Raw genomic sequence first — 15,043 nt, 5'->3', positions numbered from 1 at the left:
CTTTCGGCGCTCGTTCTCGAATGCGGGAGGTATAGAATAAAAAACCTATAAAGGAAAACGGCTGGAATCGCTTCCAGCCGTCAAATTTCCCGACAGGTCCGCCGGTTATTCGTTGATCAGCCGCTTCAGCAGCTCGATTTCGTGCGAAAGCTTGGTGTCACCGGATATCAGCTCCTCGATCTTGCGCACGGCGTGCAGCACGGTCGTGTGATCGCGCCCGCCGAAGCGGCGGCCGATTTCCGGAAAGGAGCGCGGCGTCAGCGTCTTCGACAGATACATGGCAATCTGGCGCGGCTTGACGATGACGCGGGTGCGGCGATTGGAGACCAGTTCCTGGCGCGAGACGTTGTAGTGCCTGGCGACGATGCGCTGAATATCCTCGATCCGCACGCGGCGCGGTTCGCCCGAACCGACGAGATGGGCGAGCAATTCGTCGACGCGCTCGATCGACAGGTTCGGTTCGAAGGAGCGGCGGAAGATCAGTTGGTTGAAGGCGCCTTCGAGTTCGCGGCCGCTGGCCGTGATGTTGCGGGCGACGTGCTGAAGCAGATCTGCCGGAATTTCGAGCGACGGATCCTCGAGACGGGCCGCGGCCAGACGCCGCTTGAGGATTTCGAGGCGCATTTCGTAATCTGGCGCGTCGAGTTCGATGGCAACGCCGCCCTGCAGGCGTGAGCGGACGCGCGGATCGAGAGACTCCAGCTCCCATGGCGCGCGGTCGGCGGCGACGACGACCTGCTTGGCGCTGTCGAGCAGCATATTCAGGAGGTGGCAGAATTCATGCTGGATCATCTTGCCCTGCAGGAACTGCATGTCGTCGATGATCAGGAGATCGATGTTGCGCAAAGAATCCTTCAGCGTCAGCGCGTCGTTGTCGCGGATCGCCGTGGCGAAGCGCCACATGAAATATTCGGCCGTCAGATATACGACGCGCAGGGCTCGCGGGTTCTGCACCGCCGCATTGGCGATCGCCTGCAGCAGATGGGTCTTGCCGAGCCCGACCGTCGAATGGACGAAGAGCGGATTGAAACGTACGGCGCCGGAGCCAACTTCCGCGATCGTCTTGGCAGCCGCAAGCGCGACGCGGTTCGAGCTGCCTTCCACGAAGGTATCGAAGGTGAAACGGCTGTCGAGCGGCGAACCGAACAGCGGCGTACCGAGGCTTGCGGGCCTTGCGGCGGCAACGGCCGAAACCGCCTGCTGGACGGCCTGACCGGCCGGCTGGGCGCTTGGCGGACGGCGCATCTGCGCGGGAGCAGCCGGCTCGGGCTGGACCACCTCGTCGACGGCCTTCATGCCGCTGCGGGTTGCCGTGCGCACCAGGATTTCGATCTTCAGGATTTCCGGGTCTTCGGCCTGAAACAGACCGGTAATGAGATCGAGATAACGATTGTTGATCCACGACTTCAGGAAGGTCGTGGGAACCGAAAGGCGAACAACGCTCTTTGATACCGAATGCAGCTTCAGCCTGGCGAACCAGCTGGCATAGACGTCAGGACCGACCTGGGCCTTCAAGCGCGCGCTGACACGCTCAAACAAAATGCTCTGCTTCATTTCCGCCTTTGCTTCCCCCACTTCCTGGCGAATGGAGCCGAACGCCTGCGGTGCCGCATCCCCGTTGTCGAGCCCGCCCGCCATCATCGTATTTATCTGCATAATGCCGCCTTTCAATTCCACCGGGCGGCCTCCGCTAAAACAGCCGCCCGATCATTCCCCGCTTTGACGGGCTGGCGGCATCCTCATGAAGCCACCCGCCTGCCGGTTCACTCAAACACGGCACAGAAGCCCGTTGCAGGTACCGCGTTCATGCGGCGCCTTCATCGGCTTTCCATGCCAAGCTGTCGGTCAATCCTCGTTTTCGGCCGACCAGCCCGAACGCAATATTACTATCCCCTATCCGGCAGCCTCACGCTAAACGTGTGATTGCCATAGGCACAAAACGTCCCTGCCCCGTAACAGCCACGTTACGGCCCAAATCCGTCAAGTGCTTGAAAAAACGGAAGCGCAAGGCTCCGTAACAGATGGCACAAATTCATCGCCCTGCCGACGTGGCAGTTAAGACCGAACTCTACAGGTGATGTCCGCGCCCTCTGTTGGACGCCATTTAGGCAGGATCAAATGGCAAGATCAACGATGAATTTTACGCAAAATTAAGATGCGGCCATTGACTCCAGCGACCCTTTTCGGGCGTCACACCAGCGTCAAAAAAGAATCGCAGTTGAATCAACGAGATTCCCCGTTCGGGCTATTTTGACACGCAAAGAAAGAAAAAAAATAAAAATCTGCTTGACTCGCCCCTGATCCGCAAAGGTTCGGCCAGAGTCGCGCAGTGAGAAAGCATCCTTGCGCAAGTCATTGTTTTTGAACACTTTTTCCTGTCATGGCACTGACACGAAACAGTCGTGAGATTCACCATGCAGAGGCCGTTCGGCAGAATCGAAAAAGCCCGGTAAAATTACCGGGCTAATCATAACGAGGAGGTCGTTAATGGATTATTACGCGGTCGTGGAGACCGACAGAGCCTTCACACGAGCGGCCAGGCGAGAGACCTTGCGCGACGCTGTGTTGGAGTGCAGCACGCCCTTGCTGGCGGCGCGGGCGAGTTCCGGCTGAGCGGCCAGGAAAGCTGCCTTCGCCTTGTCGGCGTCACCGGATGCGATGGCCTCTTCGACCTGGCGAACGAAAGTACGAACGCGCGAGCGACGAGCCTTATTGACGTCGGTACGGCGGGCGATCTTGCGGGTCGCTTTTTTCGCCGAAGTTGTATTGGCCATGGATGCCTCTCTCAAGAATTCGAACAAACTCCGCCATTACCGCGGGCCCTGCGGCCACCAAATCCAGCAATGCGGGAGCAATCGCGGAAAACCAGAGCGGCTTTCCGAACCGTGGGCGGGCATATAACCCTAAAGCCGGCCCACGTCAACGCGGATTTTCAAGCTTTCCGGCGGCAAGCGCCGAAAAGCATTCAACGGTGCTTGAAGGCAGGTTTGCGCTTCTCGATGAAGGCGGTCATGCCTTCCTTCTGATCGTCCGTGGCAAAGAGACTATGAAACAGGCGGCGTTCGAACCGCAACCCTTCCTCCAGCGTCGTCTCGAAGGCGCGGTTGACCGCCTCCTTGGCCATCATGACCGAGGGCTGCGACAGCGCGGCGATCTTTTCGGCGGCGGCCAAAGCCTCATCGATGAGACGCTCGGGCGCCACCACACGCGAAACGAGTCCCGACCGTTCCGCCTCGGCCGCATCCATCATGCGGCCGGTCAGGATCAGATCCATGGCCTTCGCCTTGCCGACGGCGCGTGTCAGCCGCTGAGAGCCGCCCATGCCGGGAATGACGCCAAGGGTGATCTCCGGCTGGCCGAACTTCGCGGTCTCCGAAGCGATGATGAAATCGCACATCATGGCGAGCTCGCAGCCACCACCGAGGGCAAAACCGCTGACGGCAGCGATCACCGGCTTGCGCGCCTTGGCGACATCATCCCAGCCGCTGATGAAATCACTCTTATAGATATCGGCGAACTGAAGCGACTGCATCTCCTTGATGTCGGCGCCGGCGGCAAAGGCGCGTTCGGAACCGGTGAGCACGATCGCGCCGACGGCATCGTCTTCATGGAAAGCGGCATAGGCCTGCTTCAGCTCCCTCAGCACGGTAGAATTCAGCGCGTTCAGCGCCTGCGGGCGGTTCAGCGTGACGAGGCCGACAGTGCCTCGGGTTTCGACGATCAAGGTCTCGTAAGCCATGCTGTTCTCCCGGTTTCTCACTGTTACTTCTGACAGGCGGCGCAATAGAAGGTGGAGCGGCCCGCCTGCGCGACACGGGCGACCGTACCGCCGCAGCCGGGCGTGCCGCAAGCCTCACCTTCGCGATCATAGACGGAGAAGGAATGCTGGAAATAGCCGAGCGATCCGTCGGCCTGGATATGGTCTCGCAGCGACGATCCGCCGGCGGCGATCGCATCGGCGATGACGTCGCGGATCGAGGCGACCAGCAGGTCGAGCTGCTGCTTCGGCCGGCCGCCCGGCGTCACCAGCGTGCCGGCAGCACGCAGCGGCGACAAATGCGCGCGCCACAGCGCCTCGCATACATATATATTGCCGAGACCGGCAATGTTCTTCTGGTCGAGCAGCGCGCTCTTCAGCGGCTGTGCCTTGTCGCGAAGACGTTCGGCCAGATAAGTGGCGCCGAGTTCGTTTCCCGTCGGCTCCGGGCCGAGATCGCGGAAGAAGGGATGGGCGGCGAGATCGGCGCGTCCGACCATATCCATGAAGCCGAAACGACGCGGGTCGTTGTAGATGACGCGGCGCGCACCGTCCGGACCCTGCAGATGAAAGACGACGTGATCGTGTTTCTCATCCTTCGAGCGGGCGTGGTGGAATTCGCCCGCCATTGCGGAGGCGGAGCCCTTCTCGATGCGAAAGGAACCGGACATGCCGAGATGGGAAATCAGCGTGTTGCCGTCGTCGAGATCGACCAGCAGATATTTGGCGCGCCGACCAAGGCCGATGATGGTGCGGCCGGAAACCCTGTCCGCCAAGGCATCGGGAAAGGGGAAGCGCAAATCCTTACGCCGCAGTTCCAGCCTGGCAATGAGAGCTCCTTCCATCGCCGGCGCCAGGCCGCGTTTGACGGTTTCGACTTCTGGCAATTCCGGCATCTTAACCCATCTCTATTGAACGTGTTTCAACCGAGGACGATGTGCGCTATAGCGCCAGTGTGCCGCGGAGAGCGCGGTCCAGTGATAACGTCGCGCGCGGTCTTTCGCTACGGTCGCCGCGCCGATCTTCAAGGAACGGAGCAGCCTGATGTCAGAAAGCCGCACTTCCGCCGATGGCGGCATGGAGACCTCCTACGGCTTCCGCGAGGTGCCGGGCGGCGAGAAGCAGGGCCTGGTCAACCAGGTGTTCCACAAGGTCGCCAAGCGCTACGACATCATGAACGACGTTATGTCGGCCGGCATGCACCGGGTCTGGAAAGATGCGATGATCTCGGCGCTCAACCCGCGTAAGGAGGCGGGCTACAAGGTGCTCGACGTGGCCGGCGGCACCGGCGACATCGCCTTTCGCATCATCGAGGCCTCGGGCCGGCAGGCACACGCGACGGTGCTCGATATCAACGGCTCGATGCTCGGCGTCGGCGCCGAACGGGCGGCAAAGAAGAAGCTTTCCGACAATCTCACCTTCATCGAGGCGAATGCCGAGGAACTGCCGTTCGAGGCCGCCAGCTTCGACGCCTATACGATCGCCTTCGGCATCCGCAATGTGCCGAGGATCGACAAGGCGCTGTCTGAGGCCCATCGCGTGTTGAAGCGCGGCGGACGGCTGCTGGTCCTGGAATTTTCCGAAGTCGACATGCCGCTTCTCGACAAGATCTACGACGCCTGGTCGTTCAACGCCATTCCCCAATTCGGCAAGGTGATCACGGGCGATGCCGAACCCTACCAGTATCTGGTGGAATCGATCCGCAAATTCCCGAACCAGGAGAACTTCGCGGCGATGATCCGCCAGGCCGGCTTTTCGCGCGTCACCTACACCAATTATACCGGCGGCATCGCTGCGCTGCATTCCGGCTGGAAGCTCTGAGGGAATGATGCAGTCTCCACGTTTTCCCTCATTCCCTTCCTCGGGTTTTGCCCGAGGGATGTCACAGGAATCCAGCGCAGCCCGGTCCCGGGCTGCAAAAGATTCTTTTATATTTCCTGACTCATTCACCGCGCAGACGCGCGGTGGCCGGATTCCTGTGACGAGCACAGGAATGAGGGAGGAGAGATTGGCCGCGCCTTCACAAGCAGGCCAGCCTGCATGAGCACTTTCGGAGCCTATTTCCGCCTCTGGCGCGTCGGCTGGGTGCTCGTGCGTGAGGGCGTCGTGTCGGCCCTGCCGTCCGAAGGCCTGCCGCCTTCGGTCGCGCTTGCCAAATCCTTCGTCACGATATTCGAGCGCGGCAGGGCGCGGTATCAGAAGCGCAGCGATCGGCTGGCACAGGCGGTGGAGCGGCTCGGCCCCTCCTATGTCAAGATCGGTCAGTTCCTGGCGACGCGGCCCGACGTCGTCGGCGTCGAATTCGCCAACGACCTGTCGCAGTTGCAGGACCGGATGGCCTTCTTCCCCTCGGCGGCCGCAAAGGCGAGTATCGAAGGATCGCTCGGGCGGCCGGTCGACGAACTCTATGCGAGCTTCGGCGAGCCGATCGCCGCCGCCTCGATCGCGCAGGTGCATCCGGCCGAAGTCGAAACGGCAGAAGGCCGAAGGAAGGTCGCCGTCAAGGTCGTCCGGCCGGGCGTGCGCCAGCGTTTTGTCCATGACATCGAGGCAATGTATCTGGTCGCCCACATGCAGGAGCGGTTCATGCCGTCCAGCCGGCGGCTGCGGCCGGTCGAGGTGACGAAGACGCTGGAACAGACGACGAAGGTGGAGATGGACCTTCGCCTAGAGGCGGCAGCGCTTTCGGAGATTGCCGAAAACACCGGCAGCGACCCCGGCTTTCGCGTGCCGAAGGTCGACTGGGAGCGCACGGGGCGCGACGTCATCACCATGGAATGGATCGACGGCACGAGAATGTCCGATGTCGAGGGCTTGCGCGCGGCCGGCCACGACCTCAACCTGCTCGCCGATACGCTGATCCAGTCCTTCCTGCGCCACACGCTGCGCGACGGTTTCTTCCATGCCGACATGCATCCCGGCAATCTCTTCGTCGATGCCGGCGGTTTGATCGTCGCCGTCGACATGGGCATTGTCGGGCGGCTCGGCAAGAAGGAGCGACGGTTCCTGGCCGAGATCCTCTATGGCTTCATCACCCGCGATTACATCCGCGTCGCAGAGGTGCATTTCGAGGCCGGCTACGTGCCCGGCCACCACAATGTCGAAAGCTTCGCCCAGGCGATCCGGGCGATCGGCGAGCCGATCCACGGGCAGCCAGCCGAAACGATCTCGATGGGCAAGCTCCTGACGCTGCTGTTCGAAGTGACCGAACTCTTCGACATGGCGACACGGCCGGAACTGGTGATGCTGCAGAAGACCATGGTCGTGGTCGAAGGCGTGTCGCGCATGCTCAACCCGCGCTTCAATATGTGGAAGGCCTCCGAGCCTGTCGTCGGCGAGTGGATCCGCACCAATCTCGGCCCGAAGCGGATCGTCACCGATCTCAAGGACGGGCTGAAGGCGGCGGTCAAGCTCGCCGAAGCCGCGCCGGAAATCGCGGCGAAAACTGAGAAATTCCACCATCAGCTGCTGCATATGAGCGAGCACGGCCTGCGTTTCGACGATCAGACGGCCGAGGCGATCGGCAAGGCCGAGGCGCGGCACAACCGCTCGGGCAGGATCGCGCTCTGGGTGATTGCATTGACGCTCCTCTATATTGCCTGGATGCTGAGCTGACCGTTCCGATAACATGCTGTGTTCGGCATTTAGGATATCCCATGTGACGGAGGGCTGGCTTAGTCTCGCAGTTTAGGAGATACGGCACATGCAGCACGAACGCCTTGGCATCGAACTTTCCGGACGACCGCTCGGTTTTGCCGAGATGGTGACGATTGGTGCCGGCAAGGCGAGGATTTCGGCTTCACCGACCGGCATGGCCCGCATCGCGATTGCCCGCGAGATCGTCGAGGACGCGATTGCTTCAGGCACGCCCGTTTACGGATCGACGACCGGCGTCGGCGCCATGAAGGACGTGGAGTGGTCGGCCGACGAACTCGACACCTTCAATCTCGGCCTGGTGCGCGCCCATCACTTCGGCACCGGCACGCCCTTTTCCTGCAATGTGGTCCGCAACGCCATGGCCATCCGCGTCAACACGGCGCTGACCGGCCAGGTCGGCTGCACGCCGGAGCTGATCGAGGCCTATATCAGAATGCTCGAGGCCGATCTCATCCCAGTCGTGCGCCGCACCGGCTCGATCGGCTGCGCCGATATCGGCCTGATGGGACAGATCGGCGCGGTGTTGACCGGCGTCGGCGAAGCAGTTTACCGCGGCAGCCGGATGCAGGCGGCCGACGCTTTCCGGGCAGCGGGGCTGGAACCGGTGCGGATGGCGCCGCGCGACAGCCTCGCTTCGCTGAGCGTCAATGCGGTGAGCTTTGCGGCGGCAGCGGAGACGACGCGCAATGCCGCGGCCTCGATCCGCATCCTGCTCGCCACCGGGATGATGGCGGCCGGCGCGCTCGGCGCCTCCCGCGATCCCTGGAAGGCAGTGCGCCATGTCGGCACAGCGCGCGAGGCGCTGATCGGCGCCTGGCTCTGCAACGCCTCGGACGAATGGGACTGGCCGGTTGCAACGCATGTGCAGGATCCGCTCAGCCTGCGCATGATCGCCCAGGTGTTCGGCGCCGTCATCGAAAATCTGCTTTCGACCGGTCACAAGATCCTTGCCGCCACCGGACGCTCGGACGACAATCCTGTCGTCGTCGAGGGCCGGGTGATGACATCAGGCGGTTCGCTTCCGCTCGATGTGACGATCCTGCTCGAATCGGCCGCACTCTGCATGGCGCATGCGGCGCGCAACGCCTTCAACCGCTGCGTCATTCTCGGCAACGGCCAGCGGCGCGACCTGCCGGTCAACCTCGTGCCGCCGGGACGGATCGCCACCGGCTTCGGGCCGATCATCAAGCTTGCCGGCGAAATCTTCTCGCGTGTCCTGTCGATGTCCGGTCCCGTTTCGGCGCAGTCGCTGGTCGTTGCGGCCGGCCTGGAGGACGAGGCCGCCTTCCTGCCGCTGGTCATCGAGCGCTTCGAGCGGCAGATGCAGGCGCTGAAGCGCCTCGCCGCTCTCGAGGCGCTCTTGTCTGCCCAGGCGATCGACATTCTCGGCGATGAACCGAAGGGTGTGGCCGGCATGCTCTATGAGGTCGTGCGCAAACATGCGGCTTTTTACACCGTCGACCGGCCGCTTTCAGCTGAGGTGGAGGCGATCGAGGAAGAGCTCGGATCGGACGATTTTCTCGCGAAGCTGACCGAGCAGGTTCCGATCGCCTCCTTCGACGATTTCTTCGCTCTCGGTTCGCCGGAGCCCATCGAAGGGCGCCTGGCCAGCCGAGCAGGATGATTGTGGGCCGAGGCCCAAAATCTCAATCCTGCTCTACATTAACCGGTGCGTGATCCATCCGAAAGGCGTTCAAGCCTTGGCATCACGCTCCAGCCGGCAACGGTTCCGACGTCAGTCTAGGAGGAAGCGGCATGGACTTCGATCTCGTTCTGCAGGGCACGGTGGTGCTGCCGGACCGCATCGTCGAAGCGGGTTATGTCGCCGTGTACGCCGGCAAGATCGCCGAAGTCGGCCTCGGCGTGCCGCCCGCGGCGCGCGAACGGCATCTGCTCGGAAGAGCGCTGATCCTGCCCGGCGCCATCGATGCGCAGGTGCATTCGCTGTCCCAGAAGGATCAGGAGGATTTCGTCTGGTCGACGCGGTCGGCAGCGGCCGGCGGCGTGACCACGATCGTCGACATGCCTTATGACGAGGGCAATCTCGTCTGCTCGGCGGCGGCGGTCAAGCGAAAGATCGACCATGCCGCCCCGCAGGCGCGTGTCGATTTCGCGCTTTACGGCACCATCGATCCGCAAGAAGGCCCGGCGCGAATCCCGGAGATGGTCGAGGCCGGCGTCGCCGCCTTCAAGTTTTCGACCTTCGGTACCGATCCCAGACGATTTCCGCGCATTCCGCCTGCCCTGCTCGAGGCCTGCTTCGCGGCAATCGCGCCGACTGGGCTGACGGCAGGCGTGCATAATGAGGATGACGAGGCCGTGCGCAGCTATATGGAGCAGGTGAAGGCAAGCGGCATCACCGACTGGCGGGCGCACGGCCTGTCTCGGCCGGCGATTACCGAGCTCCTGGCGATGCACACGATCTTCGAGACCGGGGCAGATACCGGCTGCCCCGCACATGTGGTGCACTGCTCGCTCGGGCGCGGCTATGACATCGCGCGCGCCTACCGCCGCGACGGTTTTGCCGCGACTGTCGAGTGCTGCATCCATTACCTGACGCTGGACGAGGAAAACGACGTGAGGCGCCTCGGCGGCAAGGCGAAGATCAATCCGCCGGTTCGGCCGCGCGCCGAAGTGGAGCGGCTCTGGCGGAAAGTGGCCGAGGGCGACGTCTGGCTGGTCTCGACCGATCACGTCAGCTGGTCGGAGAACCGCAAGACCAATCCCGACATGCTCGCCAATGCATCCGGTGTTCCCGGCCTCGAGGTTATGGTGCCGCTATTCGTCAAAGGCGCTCTCGAGCGCGGCATTCCCCTGACCTGGGCGGCGCGGCTGATGGCGGAGAATCCGGCGAAACATTTCCGGCTCGACCACATCAAGGGGGCGCTGACACCAGGCAAGGACGCCGACATCACCGTGCTGGAGCCGCGCGAAAGCACCTATGATGCGGCTGCGAGCGGCAACAACGTCGTCGACTGGAGCCCGTATAATGGCATTCGCCTGCCCTGGACCGTCTCCGCCACCTATCTGCGCGGCGAAAGGATCGCCGAGGGCGGCAAGGTGCTGGCCGCGCCCGGCACCGGCCGATTCGTCCGGCCGCCGTCGCGCCAGGTCATTTCGGGAGCAGCCGCATGAGCCGCAATCTTCCCGTGAATGCCGGCCGGATCGCTGAAGATATTGAGGCGCTTGCCGATATTACCGAGCCGGCGCGCGCCTGGACACGGCGGGCTTTCACGCCGGTCTTTCTGGAAGGCCGGGCCTATATCGAGGCGCGGATGAAGGCGGCAGGGCTGGAAACGCGGATCGATGCCGCCGGCAATCTGATCGGCCGGCGCACCGGCAGGAAACCCTGGCTCGGCACGATCATGCTTGGCTCGCATTCCGACACGGTGCCGGACGGCGGCCGCTTCGACGGCATTGCCGGCGTGGTCTCGGCGCTTGAGGTGGCGCGGGCGCTTCGTGACCACGGCATGGAACTGGACCACGATCTCGAGATCATCGATTTTCTTGCCGAGGAGGTCAGCATCTTCGGTGTCTCCTGCATCGGCAGCCGCGGCATGACCGGGCAATTGCCGGAAGCCTGGCTGTCGCGGGCAAGCGGCGGCCTCGATCTTGCCGGCGGCATCGCCCAGGTGGGCGGCGAGCCTGGCGTGCTGGGACGGCAGAAGCGGCCCGATTTGGCAGGCTTCCTGGAGCTCCATATCGAGCAGGGGCCGGTGCTCGAAGCCGAAAGGGAGGATATCGGCATCGTCACCGCAATATCGGGCATCACCCGTATCGAGATCACCATCGAGGGGCGGGCCGACCACGCCGGCACGACGCCGATGGACAGGCGGGCGGATGCGCTGGTCGCGGCTTCGGAGCTGGTGCTCGACATCCGCAACGCCGCCGCCGAGCTTGCCAGAACGCCGGGGCATTTCGCGGCGACAGTTGGCGAGTTCAGGATCGAGCCGAATGCGGCCAATGTCGTGCCCTCCAAGGTCGTGCTGCTGATCGACGGGCGCGCGGAAATCCGCGCAGATATGGAGGCCTTCTGCCGCTGGCTCGACGGCCATGTCGAAAAGCTGGCGACCGCTTACGGCGTGACGATCGAGGCGCCGAATCGGGTTTCCGACAATCTGCCGACGCCCAGCGATGCCGCGCTGCTTTCGACGCTGGAGGCCGCCTGCGAACGCGTCGGCGCAAAATACCGGCGCATGGCCTCCGGCGCAGGGCACGATACCGCCTGGATCGCCAAGGTGGCACCGGCGGCAATGATCTTCGTGCCCTGCCGGGGAGGTCGCAGCCACTGCCCCGACGAATGGGCCGACAATGACGATATCGCGCTCGGCGCAGCCGTGCTTTTCCAAGCGGTGCGCGAGATGGACAAGGATTCGAAGCGGGAGAAGGCCGATGGGACGCATACTGGTTGAGAAGGATGTCGAAGCCGCCGTCAAAGGCGGCTCCGTCTATGCCGCCGGCGGCGGCGGCTGGGCCGATCACGGGCGGATGCTTGGGCTTGCGGCCGTCACCATCGGCAAACCGGAGTTGGTATCGGTCGACGAATTGAAGGATGACGACTGGATCGCCACTGCGGCCGCGATCGGCGCGCCGGCCTCCACGACGCCCTGGGAAATGCAGGGCGTCGATTATGTGAAGGCGGTGCAATTGCTGCAGGAGGCGCTCGGCGAAAGGCTCTCCGGGCTGATCATCGGCCAGAACGGCAAATCCTCGACGCTGAACGGCTGGCTGCCGTCGGCGATCCTCGGCACCAAGGTGGTCGATGCCGTCGGCGATATCCGCGCCCACCCGACCGGCGACATGGGCTCGATCGGCATGGCCGCCTCACCCGAGCCGATGATCCAGACCGCCGTCGGCGGCAACAGGGCCGAAAACCGTTACATCGAGCTGGTGGTGAAGGGCGCGACGGCAAAGATCTCGCCGGTGTTGCGCGCCGCCGCCGATCAGTCCGGCGGTTTCATCGCCAGCTGCCGCAATCCGCTCCGGGCCTCCTATATCAGGGCGCATGCGGCCCTCGGCGGCATCTCGATGGCGCTTGCGCTCGGAGAAGCGATCATTGCGGCGGAGAAGCGGGGCGGGCCAGCGGTCATCGATGCGATCTGCAGGACGACGGGCGGGCATGTCCTCGCCGAAGGCGTCATCAGCCGGAAGGACGTCGTCTATACCAAGGAAGCCTTCGATATCGGCACCATCGCCGTCGGCTCGGGTGATAAATCGGTGACGCTGCATGTGATGAACGAATACATGGCCGTGGACGATGCGGGCGGCGGGCGGCTTGCGACCTTCCCCGCCGTGATCACTACGCTGTCGTCTGAGGGCGAGCCGCTGAGCGTCGGGCAGTTGCAGGCGGGCATGCATGTCTTCATCCTGCATGTGCCGATGGATATCATTCCGCTGTCGGCTAGCGTGCTCGATCCGACAGTTTATCCCGTCGTCGAAAAGGCTATGGGCATCGAGATCGCGCGTTATGCACTGGCGGCGAAGGCCTGAGCCATGGCACGCGATCCCGGCCTTGAAGAACTGCTGCGTGAGGAACTCGGCGATCGCCCTGGCCTCAGCGAAAAATCCATGTTCGGCGGCCGCGCCTTCCTGCTGAACGGCAATCTTCTCTGCGGCGCGCGCAGTGACGGCATGTTGATCCGTCTCGGCAAGGGCAATGATGATTGGGCGCTGGCTCTGCCCGGCGTAATCCGGATGCTGATGGGCGAGCGGGTCATGCACGGCTGGCTGCGCGCCTCCGCCGAGGCTTACGGCGACGATGCCCTGAGACGGCGTCTGCTCGATGCGGCGCTTGCCTATGTGGAATCGCTGCCGGGCAAGTGACCAATTAGCTTCCCCTTCTCCCCAGCGGGGAGAAGGAAAAAGCAGAGAACCAAGCGAGGAACCCGTGATGCCGAAGGCCAATCCACGCCATCCGAAATTTCCAATTCCCGGCGGACCGGAGTTGCGTGCCAAGGGCTGGCGACAGGAGGCGCTGCTGCGGCTCCTCGAAAACGTGCTCGCCGTCGGCGAGGATCCCGACAATCTGATCGTCTATGCCGCGCTCGGCAAGGCAGCGCGCAACTGGCCGGCGCACAAGGGCATCGTCAAGGCGCTGACGGAGATGGATGAGGACCAGACGCTGCTCATCCAGTCAGGCAAGCCGATCGGGGTCGTAAAGACCCATGCAAAGGCGCCGCTCGTCATCATGGCGAACTGCAACATCGTCGGGCAATGGGCAAAGGCCGAAGTGTTCTACGAGCTGCAGCGCAAAGGGCTGATCTGCTGGGGCGGGCTGACGGCCGGCGCCTGGCAATATATCGGCAGTCAGGGCGTCATCCAGGGCACTTACGAGATTTTCATGCGCATCGCCGAACGCCGCTTCGGCGGCGATCTCCATGGCCGATTCGTGCTGACGGCCGGCCTCGGCGGCATGGGCGGGGCGCAGCCGCTCGCCGGCCGCATGGCAGGCGCGGCGATCCTCTGCGTCGACATCGATCCGGAGCGGGCGCGAAAACGCCAGCAGATCGGCTATCTCCAGAAAATCGCTCCCGATCTCGATACCGCGCTTGAAATGATCGATGCGGCGGCGAAGGAGAAGCGGGCGCTGTCCGTCGGCCTCGTCGGCAATGCGGCGGAGGTTTATCCCGAGATCGCTCGGCGCGGCATCGTGCCCGATATCGTCACCGATCAGACCTCGGCGCATGACCTCGTCTATGGCTACGTACCGAAGGGCATGAGCCTTGATCAGGTCAGAGGCCTGCGCGACGACGGCCAGGGGCAATTGATGGCGGCAAGCCGCGCCTCGATCGTTGATCATGTCACCGCGATGCTGGAGTTCCAGAAGAAGGGCTCCGAAGTCTTCGACAATGGCAACCTCATCCGCACGCAGGCGAAAGAGGGCGGTGTCGCCAACGCCTTCGATATTCCGATCTTCACCGAGGCCTATCTCAGGCCGCTCTTTGCCCGGGCGATCGGGCCGTTCCGCTGGATGGCGCTGTCGGGCGAGGAGAGCGATATCGCCCGGATTGACGACCTGCTCATCGAGATGTTTCCCGACAACAAGATCATCACCAATTGGATCCGGCTGGCGCGCGAGCACGTGCCCTTCGAGGGGCTGCCGGCACGCATCGCCTGGCTCGGACATGGGGAACGTACGGCGCTTGCTCTTCGCGTCAATGCGCTGGTGGCGAGCGGTGTGCTGAAAGGTCCCGTCGCCTTCTCCCGCGACCATCTCGATGCCGGCGCCATGGCGCATCCGAATATCATGACCGAGCGGATGAAGGACGGGTCCGACGCGATCGCCGACTGGCCGCTGATCGATGCGATGATGCTCTGCTCCTCGATGGCCGATCTCGTCGTCGTCCATTCCGGCGGCGGCGGCTATGCCGGCTACATGACGAGCTGCGGCGTCACCGTGATCGCCGATGGCACCGATGCCGCCGAAGAACGGCTCGACCACGCGCTCACCAACGACACGGCGCTCGGCGTGATGCGCTATGCCGATGCCGGATATGACGAGGCGCTTGATGAGGTGGCGAGGAAGGACGTGCCCTATCTCAGACTAGATTGATTCAAGGGCGGGCCTTACCTGAAGCATGACGGCGATATCGGCGACGGTCAGCACGAGATGGCCGAGACGGTCGATGC

Annotated in this window: 12 protein-coding genes; 8 read left to right on the top strand and 4 right to left on the bottom strand. The window is 63.3% G+C overall.

What is annotated here, in order from left to right; translation table 11 throughout:
- Positions 1-105: 105 nt before the first annotated feature.
- The 4 genes from dnaA to mutM all read right to left on the bottom strand — a co-directional run bounded on the left by dnaA (position 106) and on the right by mutM (position 4,653).
- Positions 106-1,656, bottom strand: a complete 1,551-nt coding sequence (dnaA, locus tag HJC04_RS08800; RefSeq protein WP_210629463.1) for a chromosomal replication initiator protein DnaA — start codon at positions 1,654-1,656, stop codon at positions 106-108.
- Between the two features lie 839 nt (positions 1,657-2,495).
- On the bottom strand, positions 2,496-2,774 hold the full coding sequence (rpsT, locus tag HJC04_RS08795) for a 30S ribosomal protein S20 (protein ID WP_064800423.1): 279 nt from the start codon (positions 2,772-2,774) through the stop codon (positions 2,496-2,498).
- 191 nt (positions 2,775-2,965) lie between these two features.
- Positions 2,966-3,739, bottom strand: a complete 774-nt coding sequence (locus tag HJC04_RS08790; protein ID WP_221122713.1) for an enoyl-CoA hydratase — start codon at positions 3,737-3,739, stop codon at positions 2,966-2,968.
- 23 nt (positions 3,740-3,762) lie between these two features.
- The gene (mutM, locus tag HJC04_RS08785; RefSeq protein WP_221145799.1) at positions 3,763-4,653 is read right to left on the bottom strand and encodes a bifunctional DNA-formamidopyrimidine glycosylase/DNA-(apurinic or apyrimidinic site) lyase; all 891 of its coding nucleotides are present in this window, start codon (positions 4,651-4,653) and stop codon (positions 3,763-3,765) included.
- Positions 4,654-4,801: 148 nt separating this feature from the next.
- Between mutM and ubiE the strand changes: the two genes are divergently transcribed.
- From ubiE to HJC04_RS08745, 8 genes are all read left to right on the top strand, one after another.
- Positions 4,802-5,578 carry a bifunctional demethylmenaquinone methyltransferase/2-methoxy-6-polyprenyl-1,4-benzoquinol methylase UbiE gene (gene ubiE, locus HJC04_RS08780; protein ID WP_221145797.1) on the top strand — a complete coding sequence of 259 codons (777 nt, stop codon included), beginning with the start codon at positions 4,802-4,804 and terminating at the stop codon, positions 5,576-5,578.
- A 219-nt stretch (positions 5,579-5,797) separates the two neighbouring features.
- Positions 5,798-7,372: a 2-polyprenylphenol 6-hydroxylase gene (gene ubiB / locus HJC04_RS08775; RefSeq protein WP_221145795.1), complete on the top strand. Its 1,575-nt coding sequence runs from the start codon at positions 5,798-5,800 to the stop codon at positions 7,370-7,372.
- A gap of 88 nt (positions 7,373-7,460) precedes the next feature.
- Complete coding sequence (locus tag HJC04_RS08770; RefSeq protein WP_221145793.1) at positions 7,461-9,038, top strand: aromatic amino acid lyase; 1,578 nt, start codon at positions 7,461-7,463, stop codon at positions 9,036-9,038.
- A 131-nt stretch (positions 9,039-9,169) separates the two neighbouring features.
- Positions 9,170-10,549, top strand: a complete 1,380-nt coding sequence (locus HJC04_RS08765) for a dihydroorotase family protein (RefSeq protein ID WP_210629469.1) — start codon at positions 9,170-9,172, stop codon at positions 10,547-10,549.
- Entirely contained in the window at positions 10,546-11,826 is a 1,281-nt protein-coding gene (locus HJC04_RS08760; protein WP_210629470.1) for a Zn-dependent hydrolase, read from the top strand. Before HJC04_RS08765 ends, HJC04_RS08760 begins: the two co-directional genes overlap by 4 nt.
- On the top strand, positions 11,807-12,904 hold the full coding sequence (locus tag HJC04_RS08755) for a DUF917 family protein (protein WP_221145791.1): 1,098 nt from the start codon (positions 11,807-11,809) through the stop codon (positions 12,902-12,904). The genes HJC04_RS08760 and HJC04_RS08755 overlap by 20 nt, the downstream gene beginning before the upstream one ends.
- Positions 12,905-12,907: 3 nt before the next feature.
- Positions 12,908-13,237: a TfoX/Sxy family protein gene (locus tag HJC04_RS08750; protein WP_064800414.1), complete on the top strand. Its 330-nt coding sequence runs from the start codon at positions 12,908-12,910 to the stop codon at positions 13,235-13,237.
- Positions 13,238-13,304: 67 nt separating this feature from the next.
- A complete protein-coding gene (locus tag HJC04_RS08745; protein WP_210629472.1) occupies positions 13,305-14,966 on the top strand; it encodes a urocanate hydratase in 1,662 nt (553 codons plus the stop codon).
- Positions 14,967-15,043 lie beyond the last annotated feature (77 nt).

It is taken from the genome of Rhizobium sp. NLR8a (assembly GCF_019685235.1).
Lineage (GTDB): Bacteria > Pseudomonadota > Alphaproteobacteria > Rhizobiales > Rhizobiaceae > Rhizobium.
The sequence above is the reverse complement of the archived record's forward strand: the minus strand, read 5'-3'. Positions and strand labels throughout refer to the sequence as shown.